Origin of the sequence: Methylomonas koyamae (genome assembly GCF_019669905.1) — a bacterium.
Classification (GTDB): domain Bacteria; phylum Pseudomonadota; class Gammaproteobacteria; order Methylococcales; family Methylomonadaceae; genus Methylomonas; species Methylomonas koyamae.
Genome location: NZ_AP019777.1, coordinates 3309933 through 3335278, shown reverse-complemented (window position 1 = coordinate 3335278; position 25346 = coordinate 3309933). Strand labels below are relative to the sequence as shown.

Sequence of the window (25346 nt, the reverse complement as noted above, 5' to 3'; positions counted from 1 at the left end):
AAACGGAAATCTTAGACTGCAGCCATGCAAATGTGAATTTTGCCGCAGCCGATTTTTGCCGGTCTGTCTAGCAAATCGGGATTTTAAAGGCCGCTCCGGCTTGTTCCTTGACCAGCTTCGGGACCAAATAGCCGGGCAAATGGCGTTGCAGGTATTGGTGCAAACTGCGCGCTTCCGCTTCGCTGACTTCGAAATGGCCGACGCCGCTGGCGCGGTCCAGCAGATGCAGGTAGTAGGGCAGTATATTAAAGCTGAATAATTTCTCGCTGAGCTCGCGTAGCCGTTCGCCGTCATCGTTGATTTCCTTTAACAACACGCTTTGGTTTAACAGCGTGACGTCGCAACGTCTGAGTTCTGTGCAGATTCGTTTAACCGAATCGCTGAGTTCTTGGGCGTGGTTAACGTGTAAAACCATGACGATCTGGGCCGGCAGCGCCGAAAATGCCGCCAACAGCTCGTCGGTTATGCGTTGCGGCAGCACGACCGGGGTGCGGGTATGGATTCGGATGCGCTTTATATGGTCAATTTCGGCGAAGCGGCGCATAAGCCGTTCGAGTTTGGCGTCGCTGAGCAGCAACGGATCGCCGCCGCTCAGAATCACTTCGCCGATGTCCGGGCGTTGCTCGACGTAAGCCAGCGCGCTGTCGATTTTCTGGCCGGACAATTGCAGTTCGCCGTAAGGAAAGTTTCTGCGAAAACAGTAGCGGCAGTGCACCGCGCAAGCGCCGGTGGCGATCAGCAGAATCCGGCCGTGGTATTTGTGGATAACGCCGGTTTGGGCCACGGCTTGCAAATCGCCGACCGGGTCGTCGGTGTAGCCGGGGTAATCGTTTAATTCGGCCAGATCCGGCAACACTTGGCGTAGCAGCGGGTCGTTAGGGTTACCGGCTTGCATGCGCGCTGCAAAATCGCGCGGAACCCGCAGCGGAAATGCAGTGGCTTGGCGAGGTAAACTCAAATCGGCGGGTGAAAGTTGCAGATAGGCGCACAAGTCGGCAACGCTGTCGAAGGCATCGGCCAACGCCTGTTGCCATGTGGCGGACGGGGTGTTCAAAATCGCTCCGGTTTCCGAATAAAAATCTTATCCATTATAATCGTCGGCTTATTGTTTGTTTCACGAGGAAAAAATGGCGACTTTTAGCACCAACGAGTTCAAGGGCGGTTTGAAGATCATGCTGGATAACGACCCTTGCGCGATTATCGAGAACGAGTTCGTTAAGCCCGGTAAAGGCCAAGCCTTCAACCGGGTCAAGATCCGCAATCTGAAAACCGGCCGGGTAATCGAGCGCACTTTCAAATCCGGCGATACCGTGGAGGGTGCCGACGTCGTCGATAAGGAAATGCAATATCTGTACAGCGACGGCGAATTCTGGCACTTCATGGTGCCTGACACGTTCGAACAGTACCAAGCCGACAAAAACGCCGTGTCCGAAGCCATCAAATGGTTGAAGGAGCAGGATATCTGCACGATGACCTTGTGGAACGATTCGCCGCTATCCGTGACTCCGCCTAATTTCGTCGAATTGGCGATTACCGAAACCGATCCGGGCTTAAAGGGCGATACTTCCGGTGGCGGTGGCAAGCCGGCGACGCTGGAAACCGGCGCCGTGGTGCGGGTGCCGCTGTTCGTGCAAACCGGCGAAGTGATCAAAGTCGATACCCGTACCGGCGAGTACGTCTCCCGCGTCAAAGAATAGTGGCTGCTGCTTGGCAGCCTGCTTGCACTATCGAGCATTTGCGCCGGCGCGCGCAAATGCTCGCCGCTATCAGGCGCTTTTTCGACCAGCGCCAAGTTTTGGAAGTCGAAACTCCGCTGTTATGCCGGACTACCGGCACCGATCCGCAGTTGAATTTTTTCAGCAGCGTTTACCTGGCTCCGCCGACACGGCAAACCCTGTTTTTGCAAACCTCGCCCGAGTTCGCGATGAAGCGACTGCTGGCGGCCGGCAGCGGCAGTATCTACCAGATTTGCAAGGCCTTCCGCAACGGTGAAGCCGGCCGCTTCCATAATCCGGAATTTACGATTCTGGAATGGTACAGAGTCGGCTTCGATCTGCAGCAATTAATGGCCGAGGTGGCCGAGCTGGTACGGTCTTTATTGGCCGCGGACGGCCTGCCATTGCCGGCAATACAAATTTCCTACCGGCAACTATTCCTGGACAGCGTGGGTCTGGATCCGTTGGTATTCCAGCACGAAACTTACGCCGCCTATGCTGCCGGCCACGGCATAGCGGAAGCCATTGCGTTGTGCGGGAACGACCATGCCTTGTGGTTGGATTTTATCTTCAGCCACCGGGTACAGCCGGCGATGGCCGCAGGCACGCTGTATCTGGTTTACGGCTATCCGGCGATACAGTCTTCTTTGGCCAGGAACCGTAGCGACGATCCGCGCGTCAGCGAGCGTTTCGAGGTTTTTGTAAACGGCGTGGAACTGGGCAACGGGTTTTTCGAATTGGCCGATCCCGACGAGCAGGAACGGCGGTTCGATCGCGAAATCGCGTACCGCGATCGAAACGGCCTGCCTGCCGTTGCCAAGGACCGGTATCTGCTGGAAGCCTTGGCTTCAGGTCTGCCGGACTGTAGCGGTGTGGCGCTTGGTTTGGACAGGTTATTGATGTTGGCAACCGGCAGCGAATCGATTGCCGAGGTATTGGCATTTCCGTTGGCGAATGCCTGAGGCTGGGCTGGCTTTGTTGAGAAAAAACGCCCCCTTCTAGCGAAGGGGGTATTCGGCATGGGTTCCGGATCAATATAAGGATAAGGCAATCATTGCCAAATGCCAGGTCAGAAGGGCCAGCTCAGGCGATTTTTTTGGTTGTCCATGCTGTCGAGCGCAGCTTGTACGTCCCGGACGAAAAAGCGTTTCAAGCCGCGGCCCAAACGGGTTGCAAGCATCGGTACCGCTTGTTCCTTATTCAGGTAAGCCGCCGGTTCGCGCCCTTTACGGTATTTGCTGAGCGCTTGTCTAACCGCCGAGCACAGATAGCATTCGGTGCCTTCCGGAAGTGTGGCGTTTAAATCGCGAATTAGATGGGGGGTTATTTTGTTCATACCAACCTCCTCCGCAATCGGGAGCCGGGGACGCTAATCCCTGTGTCAGTTTAAAGATCCGCGACTCGGATCTGTTATTTAACAAAAATAACGTGATTAACTTATCAATATCGTAGAAAAAGTCAATGTTTGTTTGGCAATATTTATTGATTTGTGTCAAGGCAATTTGTCGCGGGTTTTGGCCGGACAGAAAGTAGAGAGCAGGCGGACCGTTCTAACGGTTCGCCTGCTGCCGAGCGGCGGATTAGTCTTGCTTTTCTTCTTTGCCAGCCGGTTTGCGCAGACGGATGCCCAATTCTTTGAGCTGTTCTTCGCTGACCACGGCAGGCGCGTTGAATAGCGGGCAGGCCGCAGTTTGGGTTTTGGGGAAGGCGATAACGTCGCGGATCGAACCGGCGCCGGTCATCAACATCACCAAGCGGTCCAGACCGAAGGCGATACCGCCGTGCGGCGGCGCGCCGTATTTCAGGGCATCCAACAGGAAACCGAATTTTTCGCGGGCCTCTTCGTGGCCGATGCCGAGAATGTCGAATACGGTTTGTTGCATCGCGGTGCGGTTGATCCGGATCGAACCGCCGCCGACTTCGGTGCCGTTCAAGACCAAATCGTAAGCCCGCGACAGCGCGCTGCCCGGGTTAGCGACCAGTTCTTCGACCGAGCAGCTTGGCGCGGTGAACGGGTGGTGTATTGCGGTGTAGCGTTGAGCTTTCTCGTCCCAGGCAAACATCGGGAAATCGACGACCCACAGCGGTTTCCAAGGTCCGGTTAGCAGATTGCGGTCCAAACCGAGCTTAACCCGCAACGCGCCCATCGCTTCGTTGACGATGCCGGCTTTGTCGGCACCGAAGAAAATCAGGTCGCCGTTTTGCGCGCCGACTTTCGCCATCACTTTGGCCCAGACATCGGCCGGGGCAAATTTGACGATAGGCGATTGCAAGCCTTCGACGCCGGCCGCCAAGTCGTTGACTTTTATATAAGCCAAGCCTTTTGCGCCGTAAATGCCGACAAATTTGGTGAGCTCGTCGATCACGCTGCGGCTCAAGTCGCCGCCTTCAGGCAATTTCATTGCCACCACGCGGCCGTTTGGATCGTTAGCGGGGCCGGAGAAGACTTTGAAATCCACGCCTTTCATTTCCTCGGCAATGTCTACCAATTCCAGCGGAATCCGCAGGTCCGGGCGGTCGGAGCCGTAACGGCGCATCGCTTCGGCGTAACTCATCACCGGGAATTGGTCGCCCAAGTCCACGTCGATGATGTCCTTGAACAGGCGGCGGATCATTTCTTCCATCACCGCCATGATTTCCTGCTCGTTCATGAACGAGGTCTCGATATCGAGCTGGGTAAATTCCGGTTGGCGGTCGGCCCGCAAATCTTCGTCGCGGAAGCAACGCACGACTTGGTAATAGCGGTCCATGCCGGCGATCATCAGCAGCTGTTTGTAAAGCTGCGGCGACTGCGGCAAGGCGAAGAACGAATTCTGGTGGGTACGGCTAGGGACGATATAGTCGCGAGCGCCTTCCGGAGTGGCCTTGGTCAGGTACGGGGTTTCGATTTCGAAGAACTCGTGATCGTCCAGAAATTGGCGCAAATGACGAGTCACGTCGCGGCGCACTTTCATCTTTTGCTGCATCGCGGTGCGGCGCAGATCGATATAGCGGAAGCGCAAACGGGTTTCCTCGTTGACTTCGATGTCGCTTTCCAGCGGGAACGGTGGGGTTTCGGCTTCGTTCAACACTTCGATATGTTTGCCCAAAACTTCGATTTGGCCGGTCGACATATTCGGATTATGCGTGCCTTCCGGGCGGTCGCGGACGATGCCTTCGATACGCAGCACGTATTCGCTACGCACGTGCTCGGCAATCGCGAAACTCTCGGCCGCATCGGGATCGAACACCACTTGCACCAGTCCGGCGCGGTCGCGCAAGTCGATAAAAATCACGCCGCCGTGGTCGCGGCGGCGGTGCACCCAGCCGCACAGGGCCACGGTTTGTCCCAGATGCTGGGTGTTCAATTCTCCACACTTGTGGCTACGCATAATGTCTCTCGGAATATTTCAAAAAGCTGGCGATGGTACGAATTTATGGGGTTTCAGGCAAGTTTAATGGCAGGCGCAACTACCGCCGCAGCCACCGCTGTTGCCGCCCGATTTTTCCGGAGCCTTGCTCTCGCCGGCGACGTTTTTCTTGTTGCCGCTTTTGAAATCGGTTTCGTACCAGCCGCTGCCTTTCAACCTGAATCCGGCCGCGGAAATTTTCTTTTTCAATTCGGCTTCGTTACAGGCCGGGCAAACCACCAAAGGCTCGGCACCCAGTTTTTGCAGGGCCTCGTGTTCGTGCCCGCAAGCGTTGCATTGGTATTCGTAAATAGGCATCTGCTTCTCCAATTGAAAGTCTCTAAAAACCGCTTACTAAGGGCTGGTTTTAAATTTTCAAGGCCCTTAATGCTAGAATGTCGCGCCATTTTAAATGAAAACGCCCGGAGAATATGGACAAATTGACCATCCGCCAGCCCGACGACTGGCATTTGCACGTCAGAAACGGAAGTATGTTGCGGTCGGTCATCGGCCATAGCGCCAGGCAATTCGCAAGGGCGATCGTCATGCCCAATCTGAAGCCGCCGGTCACGACCGTGGCGCAAGCGTTAAATTACCGGCAGGAAATACTGGACGCGCTTCCGGAGGGCTCCGCTTTTCAGCCCTTGATGACGCTATATCTGACCGGAAACACGACAGCGGAAGAAATAAAGAACGCTGCTGACTGTGCACACGTCTATGCCTTCAAGCTATATCCGGCCGGCGCGACGACCAATTCCGATGGCGGCGTCGCCAATATCGACGCGGCTTATCCGCTGTTGGAAGCGATGGAAAAATACGGCGTGCCGTTACTGGTTCACGGTGAAGTCACCGATGCCGAATACGATATTTTCGATCGCGAAAAAATCTTCATCGACCGCACGCTTAGCCGGATTGTGCGCCAATTTCCGGGATTGCGGATTGTCGTCGAACACTTGACTACCGCAGAAGCCGTGCAATTTGTCGAATCGGCTGCGGCCAATGTCGGCGCGACGATCACGCCGCAACATCTGCTTTATAACCGGAATGCTATGCTGGCGGGCGGGATTCGGCCGCATTATTACTGTCTGCCGATTCTGAAGCGCGAGCATCACCGCCAGGCCTTACTAAGCGCGGCGACCGGCGGCAACCCGAAATTTTTTCTCGGCACCGACAGCGCGCCGCATTTGACTTCGCTTAAGGAAAATCCATGCGGTTGTGCCGGTTGTTTCACTGCGCCGATCGCACTGGAGTTATATGCGGAAGCCTTCGCTTCGGTCGGTGCTTTGGATAAGTTGGAGGGCTTCGCCAGCGATTTCGGCGCCGATTTCTATGGGTTGCCGCGCAACAGCGGCACGGTGACCTTGACCAAACAGGTGTGGCAGGTGCCCGAGGTATACGCCGATGCCGATTCGGGCGTTGCCATCACGCCGCTGCGTGCCGGGGAATCGCTTGCCTGGCGTTTGCAGGTTTAGCGGCGGGGCAATTCAACCGTTGCATCGGTTCATATCAACCTGAAGCGGCGGCCGCGGGCGTTTTCAATTGCGGAGCGTGACTTCTGAACCGCTCTATCTACACAATGGCATGAATCTGGCTTTGGCTATCGGTTTTAGTCCGGTCTTGCGTTGCGACGGCAGCCAGCCGCTACAGCTACAAAATTTTCTACATGAACGTATCTAGCGATCCGATTTACCGTTGGGGTGTATTTTTACTCTGGTTCTTGCTGAGCCTCAGCGTTTTTTTTCGTGCGCCGATTCCGATCGACGAAACCCGTTATCTGAGCGTGGCCTGGGAGATGTGGCTGCGCGGCGATTTTTTAGTGCCGTATTTGAACGGGCACACCTACAGCCATAAACCGCCGCTGTTGTTTTGGTTGATCCAGGCCGGTTGGGGCGTGTTCGGCGTCAACGATTGGTGGCCGCGTTTGGTGGGGCCGTTGGCGGCGCTGGTTAATTTGCTGCTGGTTCGGCGCTTGGCGGCAATGCTTTGGCCCGGGCAGGCCGATGTTGCCGGATTGGCGCCGTGGGTACTGGCCGGTACCTTGCTTTGGACTTTGTTTGCTACGTCGACCATGTTCGACATCTTGCTGACGGATTGTGTGATGCTGGGCATGGTCGGTCTGTTGGCGGCGGTGGGCGGCCAAGTCCGCAAGGGCTGGCTTTACTTCGGCTTGGCGATCGGTTTGGGCTTGTTGGCCAAGGGGCCGGTGGTTTTTCTGCACTTGCTGCCTACCGCTGTGCTCGCCAAATTCTGGCGGGCGGATCGCCACGCGCCGGACAAGGCGTGGTGGCTAGGGCTGCTGGCAGCGATTGCGGTTGGCGCGGCGTTGGCTTTGTCCTGGGCGCTGCCCGCGGCTCAAGCCGGCGGCCAAGAATACGGCGATGCGATTCTGTGGCACCAAACCGCGGACCGCACGGTGGGTACCAAAATCCATACCCGGCCGTTTTTCTGGTATTTGCAGTTCTTGCCGCTGTTATTGTTTCCGTGGCTATTCTGGCCGCGTTTATGGGCGGGATTGCGCCAGGGTTTTGCCGGAGATAAAGGTTTGGCGTTCAGCTCGATCTGGCTGGTTTCGGTATTCGTAGTGTTTTCGGCTCTGCCGAGCAAGCAATTGCATTATCTGGTACCGATGCTGCCGGCTTTCGCGCTGGTCGTCGCCAGGGTGTTGTCGCGCAGCCGCCCAGCCTGTTCCGTCGCCGCGGAATCCTTAGTTCCGGCTTTGTTTGCGCTGGTCGGGATTTTTTTACTGCTGCTGCCGCAGATACCGGGTTTGGCCAAGTTGCAATGGGTGCAGAGCGTCAGGATGGACTGGGGGAGCTGCGTATTGGCGGTGGCATTGGGCTTGGCCGTTGCAGTTTGGCGATGGCGGGCAGTGCCGGCGGCGGCCCTGTCGGCAGCCGTGGTCGCGGCGGTTTTCGCCGGTTTTATCTTCTTCTTTCGATATGTCGGCTTGGCCTACGATTTACGTCCGGCGGCGCTGCAGGTCAAGTCGTTCAACGAGCAGGGCGTGCCTTACGTTTACGTCGGCAATTACCAAGGCCAGTTGAATTTTCTGGGGCGATTGACCGAACCGTTGCCGGTATTGGCGACGGCTGCCGAGGCCGAGCGCTGGGCGCTGAGCCATCCCGCCGGCTACTTGGTTTCGCTGGAAAAAGACAAGCCGGAGGATGTTTTTTATATGCAGGGTCACCGCGAATACTGGCTGGTATTTCGCCGTGCCGACCAGTTTGGCCGGCTCAAGCCGCTATGACGGGGCGATAATAATCCGGTTTTGCTTTAAGCGTTTGATATAATTACCAACTTTTTTACTTTTACCGAGTTTATGCAAATTTCTGTCGTAGTTCCCGTTCATAACGAAACCGATAATGTCGACGCGTTAATCGCGGAAATTGACCAGGCCTTGAACGGCCGTGACGCTTACGAAATGATATTCGTCGACGACGGCAGTACCGACGATACCGCGGCCAAGTTGCAGCGGGCCATGCAGCAATACCCGGCGCTACGGGTGTTGCAACATCAGCGCAGTTGCGGCCAAAGTCGGGCCGTGCACAGTGGCGTGCTGGCCGCGCGTTATTCCTGGATCGCGACGCTGGACGGCGACGGCCAGAACGACCCGGCCGACATTCCGCATCTGGTCGCAGCTTGGCAAGCGGAAAACGATCCGCAATTGTGGATGCTGGCCGGCCATCGCCACCAGCGCAACGACACCGGCTGGCGCAAATTCTCGTCGAAATTCGCCAATGCCGTGCGCCAGGCGATTTTGCACGATGCCACGCCGGATACCGGTTGCGGCTTGAAGTTGTTTCTGCGCGATAAATTCCTGGCGTTACCTTACTTCGACCATATTCACCGCTTCTTGCCGGCCTTGGTGCAAATGGCCGGCGGCCGGGTGATTTCGGTAAAAGTCGGCCACCGGCCGCGCAACTTCGGCCAATCCAAATACGGCACGCTGGATCGGGCGTTGGTCGGCATCGTCGATATTTTGGGCGTGGTGTGGCTGAAACGGCGCCACAGCCTGGCGCAAGTCAGCGAGGTGGCGCGTGGTTAACCGTGTTACCGCCTTTTTCGTACTGAATTGCGTAGGTGTGTGATGGAGCAGGGCATCTTTAATTTTCTTGGCCGTGTGCTGGACAAATGGCAGCATCATTTGTCCAGCATGGATTCCAACGACATCATCTGGCTCACGATCGGTTTGGTCGGTCAGTCGCTGTTCATGATGCGCTTCATCGTGCAATGGATTCATAGCGAACGCCACCAGAAAAGCATCATCCCGGTCAGTTTTTGGTATTTCAGTTTATCCGGCGGCGTGATCGTGTTGTTATACGGCATTCACCGGGTCGATCCGGTGATCATCCTGGGGCAATTGCCGGGTACTTTTGTCTATGCCAGAAATCTGATGTTGATCCGGCGCGAGCACAGGGATACGTTGGCCGAATTGGCCGACGAAGATTTGGGTGGTTAATGCTGTGCCGGCAGCGATTAGAAACGCGATTTTTGCCGGTTTGCGGAAAATCGGGCCGCTTTGCCCTAGACTAGGGCCTTTAGCATAACGACGTATCGGAGAGGTGTCTGATGAGGTTTCTAGTTCTGTTCACGCTGGTTTTCGCCTGGCAGCATGCGCATGCCGAGGTATACAAATGTACGGGTAAGGACGGCAAGACCGTTTACCAATCGAAGCCGTGCCAAACCGCGGCTAAAGCCGAGCAATTGGATATCCAAGCCGATCCGGAAGTGGAGGCTGCGGCCAAAGCCAAGCGCGAGGCCTTGGAAAGCGAATACGACGCCAAAAAAGCCGCGAAACTGGAAACCGAGCGGCGCGAGGCGATACTCAGGAACCAAACCGAATCCGCCGCCGCATTGAAACAGAGCGCGATTGCCCATCAGCAGCAGGTTGAAGCACAACAAAGACAGGCCGCGGCTCTGGAACGCCAGGCTCAGCAAGGCGCCAACCCGGTCATGATAGTTGCGCCGCCGGTGGTCTTGCCGGCGCCGACGGTTCCGCAAGCGCCGGTAGCCCCGGTTACGCCGAGCGGGCCGGCCGCTAAAGACCAGACTTTGCGCTGAACGGCGGGCTTGGTCATGTTGTGGTTGAAAGCGTTACATTTAATTTTTATGGTGACTTGGTTCGCCGGCTTGTTTTATCTGCCGCGTTTGTTTGTTTACCACGCGATGAGCGACGACAGTATCAGCAACGAGCGTTTCAAAACCATGGAACGTAAGTTGTATTACGGCATCATGACGCCGGGGATGGTGTGTACCTTTGCCTTCGGCGTCTGGATGCTGGCCGATTATGCTTGGATGTTGTATTCGGCCAGCGGTTGGTTACACCTGAAATTGGCGTTACTGCTGTTGTTGGCGGTGTACCACGGCTTTTGCGGCAAATGGCTGTTGGATTTCAAACATGACCGTAACCGCCATTCCCACGTTTATTTCCGCTGGGTCAACGAGATCCCGGTGTTGTTTCTGTTTGCGATCGTGATCTTGGCCGTGGTCAAGCCGTTTTGACGGCGGATCGGCCTGCCCAAACGCTGGCCGCGCCGCTGCCGCAGGCGATGAGGTTGCCGAATTCGGCCAACCGGTCGGGGGTGCCGATATCGAGCCACAAGCCGGAATGTTTTTGTCCGCCTATGCGCTGGTTGCGTATCGCCCGATCCAGCACCGGGCGCAATTTGAGCGGGGCGACCGGAATGCCCTCGAATAATTCTGGGCGGTAAACGCCGATACCGCTGAATGTCAATTTGGTTTCCCCATGCGCGGCCAGCAAGCCGGAACCGGCCAGTGCGAAATCGCCCTCGGGGTGGTGCGGCGGGTTGTCGATCATGACCAAATGCGCCAGATCCGGGGTTACCTCGCGCAATTCCCGCAGCGGGAAATCGCAAACGATATCGGCGTTGACGGCCAAGAACGGCGCATCGCCTAACAGCGGCAAGGCCTTGGCGATACCGCCGGCCGTTTCCAATGCGGTTTCGCCTTCGTCGGAATAGGCGATCGACAGGCCCCAGCGGGCGCCGCTGCCGCAATAGTCCTTAATCTGTGCGCCCAGGTGGGCGATATTGATCACGATCTGGCAAAAACCGGCGGCCGCCAGATTTTCCAGGGTGTACTCGATTAGCGGTTTGCCGGCGGCTCTCAGCAGCGGTTTTGGGGTATGGTCGGTCAACGGACGCATTCGTTCGCCGCGTCCGGCGGCGAGAATCATGGCTTTCATCGGATCGGCGGGTAGGCGGGTTTAAGCGAATCTTGTAAAAATTGGCGGAATTGGCCGAGTTCCGGGTAGCGGGCGCAGACGGATTCCACGTAGGCAAATGTGCGCGGAATGTCGGCCAAATAATTCGGTTTGCCGTCGCGCAAGTGCAATCTGGCGAAGATGCCGATCGCTTTCAAGTGGCGTTGCAGGCCCATCAGATCGAACCAGCGCCGAAATTGCGGATAATCCGCGTCCAGCAAGCGGCTTTCGCACAGGCGGGCGTGGTAGGCCTGTACCCATTCGTCGACGCGATGTTCCGGCCAGGCTATGTAACAATCGCGCAATAACGAGACCGGATCGTAGCTGATCGGTCCGACCACGGCGTCTTGAAAATCGATCACGCCGAGGCCGCCGTTGGCCGGCAGCATCAGGTTGCGGGAGTGGTAGTCGCGGTGTACGCAGACCCGCGGTTGTGCCAATGCCGACTCGACCAGAGTCCGGTTCAATTGCGCCGCCAGCGGCTGCGGCAGTTCCAAGCCGACCAATTTTTGCAGGAACCATTCGTAAAAAATGCCCAATTCGCGTTCGATGAACGCCGCATCGTATTCCGGTAATTGGCAAGTAGTGGTGTCCACGTTGCGTTGCAACTCGAACAAGCTGTCCAAGGCCTTGGCATAGAGCGCGTCGGCCGTTGCCGGAGTTAGGCGGTCCAGCAAATTTTCGCTGCCCAGGTCTTCCAGCAGCAAAAAACCTTGCCGGGTATCGCTGTGGTAAACGGCGGGCACGTGGATGCCGGCGTCCCGCATTAAACCGGCTATGCGGATAAAGGCTGCGCAGTTTTCTTTCTCGGGCGGGGCGTCCATCGCTATCTGCACGCCGCCGGCATGAACGACGCGAAAGTAACGGCGGAAGCTGGCATCGCTGGAGGCAGGGGAGAGCTGGCTGATATCGAGCGACAAATCGCGTTGCAGCCAATCGACTAGCGCCGCCAGGCGACGGTCTTCCATGCTGGAGTCGTACATTTTTGTTATTTGCTGAGAAACCTAAGGTAAAATGATCCGATGCATTTTATTCGATTTCCAATCCGCTAAGCCAATTTAGCCGCATTCGCCAAAACATGAATTATCGGTTTTATACAATTTCTTCAGCCTTGATGTTCATCACCGGGCTCGCCTCCGCCGCCAATAACTCGGCATGGAATTGTGAACAAACCAAAAACGGCGAATGGACCTGTCTTAACCAAGGTCCCGCTAACGCTCCGGAACCCCCGCAGCCAGCGCAAACGGTAAAAACCGCTCCGGCCGAGCCGGCCAATCCTGCCAAACCGGAAATTGTGGCCCAGCCGCCTGCCGCGGTGGCGCCGGCTCCGCTGCAACAGTCGCAGAAACCTGAGCTGAGCAAAGAGCCGGTTAAAGAAGCGGTGAAAGTGGTGGAGAAATCCGCTGCCGAGCCGCAGAAACTGCGGGTCAAAGTCGGAGAGAACCCAAAGCCGGAAGTAGAGAAAGTAGAGCCCAAAACTCAGGTCGCGGCCGGTGGCGGCAGAACCCAAGGTTGGACCTGTAAAGCCGGGGATGCCAAAAGCGGTTGGGACTGTAATTTGGTCGGTGCCGATCCCAGAGGCGAAGCGCATATCGTCGACGAAAACGGCGTTGCCGATGTGGCCGGCTCGCTGTGGTTCGCTCCGGCATTCAGCCATCGTCAGGAACGCGATTTCCAGACCTTGCGGGCCGAATTCGATCGCGACCCGTGGCAAAGTTGCGAGGTGTGGGGTAAAAGGAAGCCGAAAATCAAGGCGACCTCCAAAGAGGCCAGAGACGCGGCAACCACCGAGATCAATGCCGACTTTTCCGAAGTCTTCGACGGCGAAGTGCTGAATTTTGCCGGCAATGTCGACATGAACCGGGCTGACCAGCATTTGGTGGCGGACAAGGCCAGTTACGACACGGTCGCCGAGACTTTAGACGCCCAGGGCGGCGTACTGTACAGCGAAGACCAGTTGGCGATGTCCAGCGAAACCTTGTCGTTGAATATGGGTAAAGACGAGGCCCGCCTGCGCAAGGCCCAATTCATCGTGCCGCAAGCACCGTTTCGCGGCAGCGCCGATGTGGTCTATCGGGACAGCAAAAGTTTGTCGCGTTATAACGAAGCGGCGTTTACCAGTTGTGCGCCGGGCAACCAGGATTGGGTGGTGCATGCTGCGCGTTTGAAGATCAACCGCGAAAGCGGGCAGGGTTCGGCGAAGAATGCCTGGCTGGAATTCAAAGGCGTCCCGGTGTTGTATACGCCGTATATCTCGTTTCCGACTGATAACCGGCGTTTGTCCGGTTTCCTGGCACCGACCTGGGGCAGCACGCAACGCAACGGTTTCGACGCCAGCTTGCCGTTCTATTGGAACATCGCGCCCAACTTCGACGACATCGTCACGCCGCGCTACATGAGCAAACGGGGCGAGCAGATACGCAACAAATTCCGCTACCTGACCGATATGTCGCGCGGCACCTTTGCCGCCGAATATATGCCGCACGACCAGTTGGCGAACAAGGCGCGCTATTCGGCGAGCTTGAAGGACCAGACCTTATGGCTGCCGGGCCTGAGTTCGTTGTTGGATTTGAACTACGTCTCCGACAAGACTTATTTCAACGACTTGAACAACGCGCTCGGTTTTCAAAATACCAGTTACCTGCCCAGTACGGGAATGCTGACCTACGCCCGCACCGGCATGTACTTATCGGCTGCCGGTTACCACTACCAGTCGGTGGACAAGACCATCACCGACAACTTATTGCCTTACGACGTACTGCCGCGCATCGGCATGAATTTTTCCCACGCCTTCGACGATTTTCCGCTGACCCTGGCGTTGGACAACCAATACAGCTACTTCAGCCACAAGACCCTGGTCAACGGCCAGCGTTTTAATGTGGCACCGTCGGTCAGCTTTCCGTTGGAAAGCAGCGAGGGCTTTTTCATACCGAAAATTTCGGCGTTGTATTCCCAATACCAACTCAGCAATCAGACTGTCGCCGGGCTGCCGAGCAGCATTTCCCGGACATTGCCGGTATTTTCGGTGGACAGCGGTATCGTGTTCGAAAAGGATATGCAGATCTCCGGTACGCCCTATGTCAACACCTTGGAGCCGCGCCTGTTCTATCTGTATATCCCGCGTAAAGACCAGAGCAATATCCCGATTTTCGATACAGCTTTGTTCGATACCAACTTTTACAGTTTATTCCGGGAAAACCGCTTTTCCGGCTACGATCGGATCCAGGACGCCAACCAGATTACGTTGGCCGCCTCGTCGCGCTTTATCGATTCGACTACCGGACTCGAACCGCTCAAATTGACATTGGGCCAGATTTTGTATTTCGAAGACCGCACCGTCGACTTGTTCGACCGCAACAACCCGACCTTACGGCCTTTCGCCCAACCGCAGACCAGCAGCACTTCCAACTTTATCGGCGAGCTCAGCGGCCAGGTTAGCCGGCATCTTCGCTACACCACCGGTGCCCAATGGGATCCCGAGTTGAATAGCCTGTCGCGCGGCCAGTTTGCGTTGAAGTACCGGATGCAGCCGAACCAGATCCTGAATATCGGTTACCGCTACCGCCGCGCCAATCCGCAGGACGTGGTGCAGACCGTCAACCAAAACAATACGACACAAGTATTTTCGCAAACCATCTCGCAGACCGACGTATCGTTCCGCTGGCCGCTATTCGGCGAATGGTTCGGCTTGGGCCGTTGGCAATATTCGTTAAATTTCGACAAAACCACGGAAAGTTTCATCGGGATCGAGAAGGAAAACTGCTGCTGGCGGTTCCGCGTCCTCGGCCGGCGATTCATCAACGGTGCCAACACCATCGCCTTCGTCGATCCGAGCACCAAGCCGGAAACCGCCTTTTTCGTCCAATTGGAACTGAAAGGCTTGAGCAGTTTCGGCGACCACGTCGATACCTTCTTGCAAACCAACCTGGACGGTTACCGCAAGGATAACTTTTTTGAATAAGCGCCGCATGTTGAAACAATCGATCGCCACTCTGCTGTATGCATTGAGTTTTTACGTTGGCTTGGCCCAGGCCCAAGTGTTGGACCGGATCGTCGCGGTAGTGGAAGAGGACGTGATCTTGGAACGCGAGCTGAACGCCGAAGTCGCAGCGATCAGTAACAAACTGAACAGCAGTAACGTGATGGTGCCGCCGGAGTTCGTGCTGCGCAAACAGGTGCTGGAACGGATGGTGGTCGATAAACTGCAGCGGCAAATGGCGGCGAAATCGGGTATCCAGATCAGCGACGAGATGCTGCACGCCTCGGTGGCGGACATCGCTGCCCGCAACGGCTTGTCGGTCGATGCGTTTCGCAGCGAATTGGCCCGGCAAGGCATGGATTACAAGAGTTTCGAAGACAATCTGCGCAACGAAATCATCATAAACCAATTGCGCGGCCGCGAAATCGGTGCCCGGGTGAAGGTTACCGATGCCGAAGTCCAGCATTATCTGGAAACCCAAAGCAAGGCCGGCCAGAGCGGCGCCCAGTACCATTTGGGACACATTCTGATCGCCGTGCCGGAAGGCGCATCGGCTTCTGCGATTCAAAAGGCCAAGGACAAAGCCGATCAGGTCATCGCCGATTTGCGCGGCGGCAAAGATTTCAAACAAGTCGCGGTCGGCATTTCCGACGGCGACAATGCGCTGAAGGGCGGCGATCTGGGCTGGCGCGGCATCGGCCAGATTCCGTCGCTGTTCACCGACATCGTCGGTACGATGAACCAGGGCGACGTCTCGGAAGCGATCCGCAGCCCCAGCGGCTTTCACATCATCAAGATGCTGGAAACCGAAGGCGGCAGCCAGCATATCGTCACCAAGACCAAAGTCAGGCACATTCTGATCAAAACCAACGAATTGGTCGACGACGCCGAAGCGCAGAAACGTTTGTTGGCGCTGCGCGAACGGATCAGCGACGGCGACGATTTCGCCGCGTTGGCCCGCGCCCATTCCGACGACAAAGGTTCGGCGATCAACGGCGGCTCGCTGGATTGGGTCGGTCCGGGCGCGTTGGTGCCGCCGTTCGAGGAGGCGATGAACAAATTGGCGATCAACGAAATCAGCGCCCCGGTACAGACCCAGTTCGGCTGGCACATGATTCAAGTGTTGGGCCGGGAAAGCCAGGACAACAGCGAACAATTCAGAAAAGACAAAATCCGCGAGGAGATTCGGAAACGCAAAATCGAGGAAGAAACCGAATTGTGGTTGCGTCGGTTACGCGACGAAGCTTACGTCGAAATCGATTTGGATCGGCTATAACCGGTTATGAGCGCGATTCCGGTAGAACCGAGAAAAGAAGATAAATTCAAGCGCCGCCTGCAGCGCGTCGCCAGGGAACAGGATTTAAGCCGGCAGCGCGACTTGGTGCAACGGGTCTGCGCCGATTTGAATATCGACTTACTGACCTGCGCCGCGGCCTTGGTGTTCATGAATCAACCGAATCTTTATCCGCCGCTAAAACGCCAGCCGGCCGCCGCCGAGGCGGACCGCGCACTACCGCCGCAATATAAGATGGTGCGTTACCGTTTGGCGGTCGGCAGCCAGCATCAGGTCAGCCGCGACCAGATTCAGGCGGTGTTGGTGTCCGAGTCGGGCGTCGACAAAAAGCGCATCGGCCGGATCGACATCCGCGATACCTATACCTTGGTGGAATTGCCCGACGGCATGCCGGCCGATATTTTCCAGTTATTAGCCGAAACCGAAATCGGTTCGCAAAAGTTGAATATCAAACGGATCAAGCCGAATAAGTTCAGGCAACAGCGCAATGTTGGCGGAGAAGAAAACGGCGGTTGAACCGCCGTTTTCGTTTGTGGCGGGTTTACAGCGTCAGGCGAATGCCGATCCAGGCCGCTCGGGGGGCGCCGACGCCGACGAAGCGGCTTTGCTGGTCGCCTGGTAAACCGAGACCATCCAATACGTCTCCGGTATTGCCCCAGGTGCCGAAGTTGGCGTAATCGCGGTCGAACAAGTTGGTCACCCGGCCGAACAACGTGACGTTCGGATTGAAACGGTATTCGCTACGCAAGTTGAACACGACGAAAGCGGGGAGCTTGGCCGTCAGATTGGCTTCGTCGCCGCGCAGATACTGCGAGCTGTTGTAGTTCATGTCCATGCCCAAGGTCCAGGCCGAGACGATGTCGAAATCGGTGCTGAATTTGAATTGGTGGGCCGGGATGCCGGGCAGTTTATCGCCCGGTTGCACGACGATGTCGCCGTTACCGTCCGCCATCGGGTTGTTCGGGCTGCTGGACAGGAAGCCGGTCTCGAAGCTGGCGTCGATATAGGTGTAATGGGTCGACCAGCGCCAACGTTCGTAAAAGTTTCCGTTCAGGCCGAGCTCGACGCCTTGGCGTAGCGTGGAACCGACATTGTCGAAATAACCCAGGTTGCTGCCGACGCCGCCGGTACTTTTGAAAATGATGTCATCGTTGTTGATGGTGCGGAACAGCGCCAGATTCCAGTCCAGATAGCCCGGCAACAGATTTTTCAAGCGGCCGCGCAGACCGGTTTCGAAGGTGTTTGCCACCACCTGTTTCAACGGCGGATCCGAAACGAAAGCGTTCGGCAGCCGGCACGGGTCGTTCGGATTGGCACAGCTCAATTCCATCGGTGTCGGCACCCGCGACGACTCGCTGTAGTTGCCGAACAAGGTCAATTCCGGCATGACGGCGTAGGTAAAGCCGGCGGCCGGATTGAAGCGGTCGAAGGAATGCGAGCCGTTCAAATCTTCGCCGACGTGGTCGCGCAGTTTGATGTGCGATTGGTTGTAGCGGCCGGAAACCGTAACGTCCAATTTATCGGTCAACGAATAGGTATCGGTCAGAAACACGCCGTAGTGGTCGGTTTCGGTGGTCAGACGCACGTGGGCGTCTTCGATCAACACGCCACCGCCGGCGACGCCGCGGTCGGCGGTCAACGAGCCTAATTGGGTGTCGGCGTGGTAACGGGCGTTGCCGTAGTCGAAGCTGGCGCCGCCGACCAAATGGTTGTTGCGGCCGAAAATCTTGTGGTCGAAGGCGTCTTGCAGCGCAAAACCGAAGGATTGTTGCAAAGTGCTGGAAGTATTAATGGTGCCGCCTTCCAATGAATCGCTGGCCGGGATCGGGTTTTCGTTCAAATCTTCCAACTGCGTCACGCCGTCCTCTTCGCACATAAAGCCGCCGCAGTCGTCGAACTCGCTGCCGTCGCCGTTATAGGTGCCGATTTTATTGCGCCGGTAGTACATCGTGCCGGACAACTGGTTGTGGTCGTTCAGCCAAGTGTCGCCGTCCAGCGATACCAACAACATGCGGTTACGGGTAATGTCGGGGTGGGTGAATACTTGGTCGCGGCCGTAAGCCAGCATTTGTTGAGGTAGCGCGCCGTTGCCGCGCAGCGTGTTCTCGGTGCCGGCAATGCTTAAGTCCAGACTGGATTTGACGCCGCGCCAGCTCAAAGTACCGAAGCCTTGTTTGGCCTCGCTGGGCGAATGGGCGCGCCAGCCTTTCTCGTTGAAATATTTAAAGTCCAGGAAATAACCCCAGGTGCCGTTGTTCCAGCCGCTGCTGATTTCTTCGGAATGCCGATCCCAAGAGCCGCCTTGCGCCTCGAAGCTGTGGCCGGGCGCGGAAAAGCCGGTTTTGGTATTAACGCTGATCGAGCCGCCCAACGCATTCAAGCCGAATGCCGGATTCGACGCCGGCTGCAGCGCCATGTTCTCGATCGCTCCGTTCGGTATCAAATCCCAGTTCACCATGTCGCCGAACGGTTCGTTGAAGCGGATGCCGTTGACGTAAACCGCGAGGCCTTGCGGCAGGCCCATCAGCGGCGAGGCGCTGAATCCACGGTATTGCACGTCCGGTTGCAATGGGTTGTTCTGGGCGTCGTTGATGTTGACGCTGCCCAAGTAGCGGTTCATGTATTCCGCTAGCGATAGCGCTTGCGCTTCTTGCAACTGGTCGGCGGAAACGGTTTGCACATGCGCCGGAATTTTATTGACGTCGATGCCGCCGAACTGCAACGGCGTCACCGCAACCACTTCCACCGCATCCAGTTTACCGGACGTTTCGGCCGCGATCGCTGCGGCCAACGGCAGTAGGCTGAACCAGGGTAGTACACCCACGGCAATTTTATTCATGACTTTTACCTAAAACTGGCTACCAAAAAGGGCCGCATGGTAACGCCGGGCGCCGCGATGCTCCACGTAGCGGCTGTAAAAAAGGAGTTTTTCCCGAAGCCGTTCCGGGGCGAATAGTTACGCCGCGCCGCCGCCGGCGGAGTAAAATAGACGGCCGCGCCGGTTAGCGGCGACCCTCGTCAAACAGAAAACGCACATGTCCATCCAATATATCGATAGCCCCGACCAAATTGAAAACCTCTGCCGGCAGATTGCCAACGAGCCTTGGATCGCTCTGGATACCGAGTTTCTCCGCGAAAAAACCTACTACCCCAAATTCTGCCTGCTGCAAATCGCCGCGCCGGGTTGGGTGGCTTGCGTCGATCCGTTGGCCATAACCGATTTGAGCGCGCTGTTCGAGGCGATTTACCAACCGAATATCGTCAAGGTGCTGCATTCCTGCCGCCAGGATCTGGAGATTTTTTACCAGATCACCGGTAAGATTCCGGGGCCGATCTTCGACACCCAGATTGCCGCACCGCTGCTGGGCTTTCAGGAAAACCCCGGTTACGCCATGCTGGTTTCCAGCTTTTTGAACGTCAACTTAAGCAAGGCGCATACCCGCACCGATTGGTCGGAGCGGCCGTTGAGCGCCGACCAAATCCAATACGCCGCCGACGACGTGATTTATCTGTGCCAGATTTATACGGCAATGTGCGAGCAATTGGCGGCGCTGGGCCGCTTGCATTGGCTGGAGAGCGACTTCGCCTTGTTGAACAATCCGGAGCTGTACCAATTGTCGCCGGAGAATGCCTGGTTGAAAATCCGCGGCAAAAACAAGCTGACCGGCAAGCAATTGTCGATCATGCAAAGCTTGAGCGAATGGCGCGAGCGCACCGCGCAGCAGGAAAACAAGCCGCGCAACTGGTTGATGCAGGACGATATGCTGTTGGAATTGGCCAAGTTGCAACCGGTGACGTTGGCGGAATTGGCCAAGATCCGCAATATCAACGAACGCACCGTCAACCGTTACGGCAAGGCCCTGTGCGCTCTGGTCGAAGAGGCCAGGCAGCGGCCGCCGAAGCCGATGGCCGGCAAGGAAAACGCGGTCAAAAAGAATCAACAACACGAAGCCATCTTGGATGTGTTGAGTGCCGTGGTCAGGATTCGTGCCGAGGAAAATTCGTTGAACCCGGTGATCCTGGCCTCGCGCAAGGACTTGGAGCAGTTGTTGTTCGGCGACGAAGATTGCCTGTTGCTGCACGGTTGGCGCTACAACATGGCCGGCCGCGAATTGCAAGGTCTGCTGCAGGGCGATTATTCGCTGAGCCTGAAGCCGGAAGGCGTGGTCATCAGCGCCGCGTAACCGCCAGCCCGGCCGGACAGCCGGGCCCGCCTAACTGCCGCTTTCGGCGCCGGCGCCGGTGCCGAAGCGTTGCTCGAACAGGCCGGCCGGCAGCGGTTCGGAAAACAGGTAGCCCTGGCCGTAATCGCAGCCTATCGCCGCCAGCAGTGCGCGCTGTTGCTCGGTTTCGACGCCTTCGGCCACCACTTTCAGCCCCAACTTGTGGGCCATCACGATAATCGCCTCGCACAGTATGAAATCGCTGGAATCCGCGGCCAGATTGCGCACGAAGGACTGGTCGATTTTCAGATAGTCGATGTCGAATTTTTTCAGATAAGACAGGGCCGAATAGCCGGTGCCGAAGTCGTCTATCGCCACTTGCATCCCGGCATCGCGGAACGCCATCAGATGGTTGTGGACGCTGGTGCCGGCATCCAGCAACAGGCCTTCGGTGATCTCGACGACGATGCTCTGGCCGGGCAGGCCGAGCCGGTCCAAGTAGGCAAACCAATCCTCCGGCGTATGGTGCGGATTTTGAAATTGCACCGGCGATTTGTTGACGCTGATTTGAAACTCGTCGCTAATCTGCCGCCGCCAAATCGCGACTTGCCGGGCTGCGGCCTGGAACACCCAGTCGCCGATCTCGTTAATCAAGCCGGTTTCTTCGGCCAGGGCGATGAAATGGCCCGGACCGGTCAGGCCGCGGCTCGGATGTTGCCAGCGCAACAACGCCTCGGCTTTATGCGCCAGCCCGGTTTGCAGGTCGATAATCGGTTGGTAATACAGCAGAAATTGGCTCTCGGCCAAGGCGCGGCGCAAATCGGCCAACAGCGCGGCGCGCGCCACCAATGCCTCCTGTAACGCCCGGGTAAAGAAACAGAAGTTGTTGCGACCCTGGTTCTTCGCCGCATACATGGCCTGGTCGGCGTTTTTCAGCAATTGGGAAACGTCGCTGCTGTCGTTCGGATAAATCGTGATGCCGATACTGGCGGAAACGTAGGCCGATTCGCCGTCCAGATCGAACGGCGCGCTGAGTTGTTCCAACAAGTGGCGGGCGACCGGCTCGCAGCTTTCCGGAGTTTCCAGTTCGCTCAGGATGATGGTGAACTCGTCGCCGCCCAGCCGCGCCACGGTATCCGATTCGCGGACGCAAGCCTGCAAGCGCAGCGCAGTTTGTTTCAACAACGCATCGCCCAGGTCGTGGCCCAACGTGTCGTTGACTTCCTTGAACCGGTCCAGGTCGATGAACAGCAAGGCAAACGATTGTTGCAGGCGGTGGGCTTTCTTGATTTCCAGTTCCAGCCGGTCGCGGAACATGCGCCGGTTGGGCAGGGCGGTCAACGGGTCGAAATTGGCCTGGCGCCAGATTTGTTCCTCGGACTGTTTGCGTTGGGTGATGTCGGAAAACAAGGCCACCCGCCGCTGCGGCTTGCCGTCGGCGTTGTAGATGGTGTTGATTGCCAATTCCTCGACGAACATGCGGCCGTCCTTGCGCCGGTTTTTGATTTCGCCGCGCCAGGCGCCGGTGGTCTCCAGAGCCCGCCACATGTCCCGGTAAAAGGCGCGGTCGTGTTCGCCGGAGTGCAGCAGGCTCGGATTTTGGCCGATGACTTCCTCGGCGCGGTAGCCGGTCATTGCCGTGAAGGCCGGGTTGACGCTGAGAATATTATTGTCGGCGTCGACCACGATCATCGCCTCGCTGCTGTTGTCGTAAACCAGCGCCGCCAGACGCAGATTTTCTTCGTTTTTCCGCGCCTCGCTGATATCGCGGGCGAAACCGACCGTGCCGAGCAATTGGCCTTGCTCGTCGATGACCGGCGCCTTGTAGGTTTCGAACAGCGTGCGCCGGCCGCGGTCGACAATATATTCCTCGACGATCAGTTTCTGCCGGGTTTCCAGCACCCGCCGATCGTCTGCCAGGTAGGCTTGCGCCAATTCCGGCGGCGCGATGTCGAAATCGTTTTTGCCGATCAGTGCCGCCGGATTGTCGGCGCCGAATAACTCGGCGAATTCCTGATTGACCGCCAACAGCCGGCTGTCGGGGTCTTTCAGCCAGATCGCATGCGGAATATTGTCGAGCAAGGCGCGCTGGTAATATTCTTTGCGGCGTAAGGCACGCTCTGCTTGGCGGGTTGCGGTAACGTCGCGGAACTGCCAGATCCGGCCCAAATAACTGGCGTTATCGTCTGAAACCGGGGCGGTGTGCAGTTCCAAAATACTGCCGTCGAGCAACTCGATTTCGTATTGGCCGGATAAGTCCGGGTGAGCCTCGATTTCCGCAATACAGTCGTCCATGAATTTGGGGTCGGCGACTTGGTTGCGGGCGAAATTCCGTTGCGGCAGCGTGGCCGTTTGTTCGGCGATTTCGGGCGGCATGCGCCAGATTTCGGATATGCGCCGGTTTTGCAAAATTTTCCGGCCGTCGCGGTCGACTGCGACGATGCCGTCCGGCGTCGATTCCAACAGCGCCTCCAAAAACGCGGTGCGCCACAATAACTGCTGTTCCAGGCGGCGGCGTTCGGTGACGTCGCTGTAACACCAGACCCGGCCGATTACCTTGTCGCCGATTTTTTGCGGCCGCGAATAGCGTTCCAGCAAGCGGCCGTCTTTGAATTCGAGCAAGGCCGAGCTTTCCCGTTCCGGATGGCTAACCATTTCGTGGAATTGGTTAAGGTAATACTCGGGATCTTTCAGTTGGGCGATTAGGAATCGGAGCAATTCCGCGCCGTCGTCGCCGATGCGAATCAAACCGTCCGGAATTTGCCACAACTCCAGCAAACGTTGGTTGAAGCTTCTGATGCGGCCTTCCAGGCTGACGACCAAAATACCGTCGGCTGTCGCTTCCAACGTGGCCTGCAAGGTCGAAACGGTTTCGGCCAAAGCATCCTGGCTGGCTTTGAATGCGGTGATGTCTTCGTATATTCCCAGCAAACCGATAACCTGCTGTTCGGAATCGCGCAGCGGCAATTTCGAGGTGCGCAGCCAGATCGTTTCGCCGCTGGGGGTGGTTTGCGGTTCTTCGTAATTCAGGCGGGCAACCCCGGATTGCATCACTTGGCGATCGTCTTGCCGGTAAAGTTCAGCCTGGTTTTTCCAGGCCATGTCGGCGTCTTCCAGACCGATCAGTTCCGCAGGTTGCGTTCGGCCGGCATCGCGGGCAAATAACCGATTACAGCCCAGGTAACGGCAACTTGTGTCTTTCCAAAACACCCGTAGCGGCAGCGTTTCCAGGATGGTTTGCAGCAGCAGGTTGGCTGCCGTCAGCGCTTTTTCGAAATGCAATTGCTCGGAAACGTCAAAGTAGGTTACTAAATAACCGTCCTCGAACGATTCCCCAAGCCCGACGCTGCTAGCGATCACTTGGCGCTGCGCGCCGTCCTTGCTCTGGACTGTAACTGCGGCTTTCTGCCAGGTCTGGTGTTGCCGGTGCTGTTCGACTTGGTTTTGCCAGATGGCTTTGACGGTTTGCCGATAATCAGGGTCCGGGTAAGCCTGTTGCCACCAGGCATCCCGATCCGGAATGTCGTCGATGGTATAGGCAAAGGTCTCGATGAAGGCCTGGTTGACGAAAGAGACTTTTTCGTCGCGGTCGTAAACGATATGCGGTACCGGCGAGGCTTCGATGATCGTGTGCAGGCGACGTTCGTTGGCCGACAAGTCGCGCGTAATCTGCCGGTTTCGGTATAAGGTCAGCGCCAACATCACGCCGCTGCAAGACAGCGTGGCCATGAATAGCCAGAAGTTGAACAGGTCGCTGTCTTCGAAATCGGCGGCGAACTGTCCTTTATGATTGACCACCCCTAGCAGGGCTTGCGCGGCGGTGATAGCCAACACCAGCGTCACGCCATGCCGGCTATAGCGCATGGCGCCCCAAAGCACGAATATAAACGTCCAGTAAGTAAGCGGTGCGAATTTTAGTTGGTCGGCGAACCAGTCGAAAAACAGGATTTGTCCGCTTAACCAGGTCAGGCCCAGAAAAGCCAGCGTCTCCGGCAGCCGCTTCCCGCTGAACCAATCTCGCGGCCAGCGGCGCCAAATCAGCAAGGTTGGGGTGGTGAATACGATGCCGAACACGTCGGCCATCCACCAATGCAATATGGACTCGGCCAATTCGCTGCGCGGCAAAACTCCGACCAGGTAAAGGCTGACGGGCCCCAATCCCGCGCTGATGCCGGCACAAAGCATTGCCGCCAAAGCCAACCACAGGAAATGGCGGGGGTGGGAAAGCTCTATCGAAAAATGGCGCTTATGTTGCAATAACCAGGCGGCGGTGACCGACTCCAGGGTATTGCCGGCGGCGATGACGACGGAAAGCCAGAACACGTCGTCTACCATCAAGCCGGCGGCGGTGGCGCCGATCAATATTCCGGGCCAGTAGCGAATGCCTTTCAGCAATAGTACCGCCAAGCCGATGCCGCCGGAAAACCAGATCAGCGTGACGTTGCCGGTCGTGGAAAAATAGGTCAGAACCAGCTTGGCGCACAAGGCGTAAATCAGGCTCAGACCGAGAATGCCGACCAACTCTGTGCGGCGGTAAAGGTTTAGGGACATCGAATTAAGTCAAGGCGAGGCGTTGGCAGCAG

General features: G+C 57.1%; 20 protein-coding genes. 12 read left to right on the top strand and 8 right to left on the bottom strand.

Annotated elements, in window-relative coordinates; translation table 11 throughout:
* Positions 1–67 precede the first annotated feature (67 nt).
* Positions 68–1054: an EF-P beta-lysylation protein EpmB gene (gene epmB, locus MKFW12EY_RS14955; protein ID WP_221053290.1), complete on the bottom strand. Its 987-nt coding sequence runs from the start codon at positions 1052–1054 to the stop codon at positions 68–70.
* A gap of 73 nt (positions 1055–1127) precedes the next feature.
* On the opposite strand from epmB, the gene efp reads away from it, so the two are divergent.
* Together efp and epmA are read left to right on the top strand one after the other, a co-directional pair.
* A complete protein-coding gene (efp, locus tag MKFW12EY_RS14950) occupies positions 1128–1697 on the top strand; it encodes an elongation factor P (RefSeq protein ID WP_054759815.1) in 570 nt (189 codons plus the stop codon).
* Positions 1697–2677 (top strand): EF-P lysine aminoacylase EpmA, encoded by a 981-nt coding sequence (gene epmA, locus MKFW12EY_RS14945; protein WP_221053289.1) that lies wholly within the window; start codon positions 1697–1699, stop codon positions 2675–2677. The genes efp and epmA overlap by 1 nt, the downstream gene beginning before the upstream one ends.
* A gap of 107 nt (positions 2678–2784) precedes the next feature.
* On the opposite strand, the gene MKFW12EY_RS14940 is transcribed toward epmA, so the two are convergent.
* The 3 genes from MKFW12EY_RS14940 to MKFW12EY_RS14930 form a co-directional block, all read right to left on the bottom strand.
* Positions 2785–3051, bottom strand: a complete 267-nt coding sequence (locus MKFW12EY_RS14940; protein ID WP_054759789.1) for a hypothetical protein — start codon at positions 3049–3051, stop codon at positions 2785–2787.
* 244 nt (positions 3052–3295) lie between these two features.
* Positions 3296–5086, bottom strand: a complete 1791-nt coding sequence (gene aspS, locus MKFW12EY_RS14935) for an aspartate--tRNA ligase (RefSeq protein WP_054759791.1) — start codon at positions 5084–5086, stop codon at positions 3296–3298.
* Positions 5087–5149: 63 nt separating this feature from the next.
* Positions 5150–5422 carry an FmdB family zinc ribbon protein gene (locus tag MKFW12EY_RS14930; protein ID WP_054759793.1) on the bottom strand — a complete coding sequence of 91 codons (273 nt, stop codon included), beginning with the start codon at positions 5420–5422 and terminating at the stop codon, positions 5150–5152.
* Between the two features lie 113 nt (positions 5423–5535).
* Between MKFW12EY_RS14930 and pyrC the strand changes: the two genes are divergently transcribed.
* From pyrC to hemJ, 6 genes are all read left to right on the top strand, one after another.
* Entirely contained in the window at positions 5536–6576 is a 1041-nt protein-coding gene (gene pyrC / locus MKFW12EY_RS14925; protein WP_221053288.1) for a dihydroorotase, read from the top strand.
* A gap of 191 nt (positions 6577–6767) precedes the next feature.
* On the top strand, positions 6768–8351 hold the full coding sequence (locus tag MKFW12EY_RS14920; RefSeq protein WP_221053287.1) for an ArnT family glycosyltransferase: 1584 nt from the start codon (positions 6768–6770) through the stop codon (positions 8349–8351).
* A gap of 72 nt (positions 8352–8423) precedes the next feature.
* Positions 8424–9149, top strand: a complete 726-nt coding sequence (locus MKFW12EY_RS14915) for a glycosyltransferase family 2 protein (RefSeq protein WP_054759802.1) — start codon at positions 8424–8426, stop codon at positions 9147–9149.
* Between the two features lie 42 nt (positions 9150–9191).
* Positions 9192–9563, top strand: coding sequence for a lipid-A-disaccharide synthase N-terminal domain-containing protein (locus tag MKFW12EY_RS14910; RefSeq protein ID WP_064021070.1), 372 nt, complete (start codon positions 9192–9194; stop codon positions 9561–9563).
* 110 nt (positions 9564–9673) lie between these two features.
* Positions 9674–10165, top strand: a complete 492-nt coding sequence (locus tag MKFW12EY_RS14905; protein WP_221053286.1) for a DUF4124 domain-containing protein — start codon at positions 9674–9676, stop codon at positions 10163–10165.
* Between the two features lie 15 nt (positions 10166–10180).
* On the top strand, positions 10181–10606 hold the full coding sequence (gene hemJ, locus MKFW12EY_RS14900; protein WP_054759817.1) for a protoporphyrinogen oxidase HemJ: 426 nt from the start codon (positions 10181–10183) through the stop codon (positions 10604–10606).
* Here the strand turns inward: hemJ and murU are convergent.
* Both murU and MKFW12EY_RS14890 read right to left on the bottom strand, forming a co-directional pair.
* Entirely contained in the window at positions 10593–11309 is a 717-nt protein-coding gene (gene murU, locus MKFW12EY_RS14895; RefSeq protein WP_054759806.1) for an N-acetylmuramate alpha-1-phosphate uridylyltransferase MurU, read from the bottom strand. The two genes, hemJ and murU, sit on opposite strands and share 14 nt — an antisense overlap.
* Positions 11306–12310, bottom strand: a complete 1005-nt coding sequence (locus tag MKFW12EY_RS14890) for an aminoglycoside phosphotransferase family protein (RefSeq protein ID WP_054759807.1) — start codon at positions 12308–12310, stop codon at positions 11306–11308. Before MKFW12EY_RS14890 ends, murU begins: the two co-directional genes overlap by 4 nt.
* 311 nt (positions 12311–12621) lie before the next feature.
* Here MKFW12EY_RS14890 and MKFW12EY_RS14885 point away from each other — a divergent pair, with 311 nt between their 5' ends.
* Genes MKFW12EY_RS14885 through MKFW12EY_RS14875 form a run of 3 tightly spaced genes read left to right on the top strand, consistent with a single transcriptional unit; the run spans position 12622 to position 17116 of the window.
* Positions 12622–15288 carry an LPS-assembly protein LptD gene (locus MKFW12EY_RS14885; protein ID WP_245006319.1) on the top strand — a complete coding sequence of 889 codons (2667 nt, stop codon included), beginning with the start codon at positions 12622–12624 and terminating at the stop codon, positions 15286–15288.
* Between the two features lie 7 nt (positions 15289–15295).
* Complete coding sequence (locus MKFW12EY_RS14880; RefSeq protein WP_054759818.1) at positions 15296–16582, top strand: peptidylprolyl isomerase; 1287 nt, start codon at positions 15296–15298, stop codon at positions 16580–16582.
* Between the two features lie 6 nt (positions 16583–16588).
* Positions 16589–17116, top strand: coding sequence for a DbpA RNA binding domain-containing protein (locus MKFW12EY_RS14875; RefSeq protein ID WP_221053285.1), 528 nt, complete (start codon positions 16589–16591; stop codon positions 17114–17116).
* 25 nt (positions 17117–17141) lie between these two features.
* Here the strand turns inward: MKFW12EY_RS14875 and MKFW12EY_RS14870 are convergent, their stop codons facing one another.
* Positions 17142–19439 (bottom strand): TonB-dependent receptor, encoded by a 2298-nt coding sequence (locus MKFW12EY_RS14870; RefSeq protein ID WP_221053284.1) that lies wholly within the window; start codon positions 19437–19439, stop codon positions 17142–17144.
* Between the two features lie 196 nt (positions 19440–19635).
* Between MKFW12EY_RS14870 and rnd the strand changes: the two genes are divergently transcribed.
* Positions 19636–20784: a ribonuclease D gene (rnd, locus tag MKFW12EY_RS14865; protein WP_054759811.1), complete on the top strand. Its 1149-nt coding sequence runs from the start codon at positions 19636–19638 to the stop codon at positions 20782–20784.
* Between the two features lie 30 nt (positions 20785–20814).
* Here rnd and MKFW12EY_RS14860 read toward each other — a convergent pair whose 3' ends face one another.
* On the bottom strand, positions 20815–25314 hold the full coding sequence (locus tag MKFW12EY_RS14860; RefSeq protein WP_221053283.1) for a PAS domain S-box protein: 4500 nt from the start codon (positions 25312–25314) through the stop codon (positions 20815–20817).
* Positions 25315–25346: the final 32 nt, after the last annotated feature.

Bases quoted from the DNA above. Each gene is read 5' to 3' on its own strand.
- hemJ (WP_054759817.1), top strand. From the start codon at position 10,181: ATGTTGTGGTTGAAAGCGTTACATTTAATTTTTATGGTGACTTGGTTC.
- murU (WP_054759806.1), bottom strand. From the start codon at position 11,309: ATGAAAGCCATGATTCTCGCCGCCGGACGCGGCGAACGAATGCGTCCG.
- efp (WP_054759815.1), top strand. From the start codon at position 1,128: ATGGCGACTTTTAGCACCAACGAGTTCAAGGGCGGTTTGAAGATCATG.
- MKFW12EY_RS14860 (WP_221053283.1), bottom strand. From the start codon at position 25,314: ATGTCCCTAAACCTTTACCGCCGCACAGAGTTGGTCGGCATTCTCGGT.
- MKFW12EY_RS14905 (WP_221053286.1), top strand. From the start codon at position 9,674: ATGAGGTTTCTAGTTCTGTTCACGCTGGTTTTCGCCTGGCAGCATGCG.
- aspS (WP_054759791.1), bottom strand. From the start codon at position 5,086: ATGCGTAGCCACAAGTGTGGAGAATTGAACACCCAGCATCTGGGACAA.
- rnd (WP_054759811.1), top strand. From the start codon at position 19,636: ATGTCCATCCAATATATCGATAGCCCCGACCAAATTGAAAACCTCTGC.
- MKFW12EY_RS14880 (WP_054759818.1), top strand. From the start codon at position 15,296: ATGTTGAAACAATCGATCGCCACTCTGCTGTATGCATTGAGTTTTTAC.
- MKFW12EY_RS14930 (WP_054759793.1), bottom strand. From the start codon at position 5,422: ATGCCTATTTACGAATACCAATGCAACGCTTGCGGGCACGAACACGAG.
- MKFW12EY_RS14875 (WP_221053285.1), top strand. From the start codon at position 16,589: ATGAGCGCGATTCCGGTAGAACCGAGAAAAGAAGATAAATTCAAGCGC.
- MKFW12EY_RS14940 (WP_054759789.1), bottom strand. From the start codon at position 3,051: ATGAACAAAATAACCCCCCATCTAATTCGCGATTTAAACGCCACACTT.
- pyrC (WP_221053288.1), top strand. From the start codon at position 5,536: ATGGACAAATTGACCATCCGCCAGCCCGACGACTGGCATTTGCACGTC.
- MKFW12EY_RS14870 (WP_221053284.1), bottom strand. From the start codon at position 19,439: ATGAATAAAATTGCCGTGGGTGTACTACCCTGGTTCAGCCTACTGCCG.
- MKFW12EY_RS14890 (WP_054759807.1), bottom strand. From the start codon at position 12,310: ATGTACGACTCCAGCATGGAAGACCGTCGCCTGGCGGCGCTAGTCGAT.
- MKFW12EY_RS14920 (WP_221053287.1), top strand. From the start codon at position 6,768: ATGAACGTATCTAGCGATCCGATTTACCGTTGGGGTGTATTTTTACTC.
- MKFW12EY_RS14915 (WP_054759802.1), top strand. From the start codon at position 8,424: ATGCAAATTTCTGTCGTAGTTCCCGTTCATAACGAAACCGATAATGTC.
- MKFW12EY_RS14910 (WP_064021070.1), top strand. From the start codon at position 9,192: ATGGAGCAGGGCATCTTTAATTTTCTTGGCCGTGTGCTGGACAAATGG.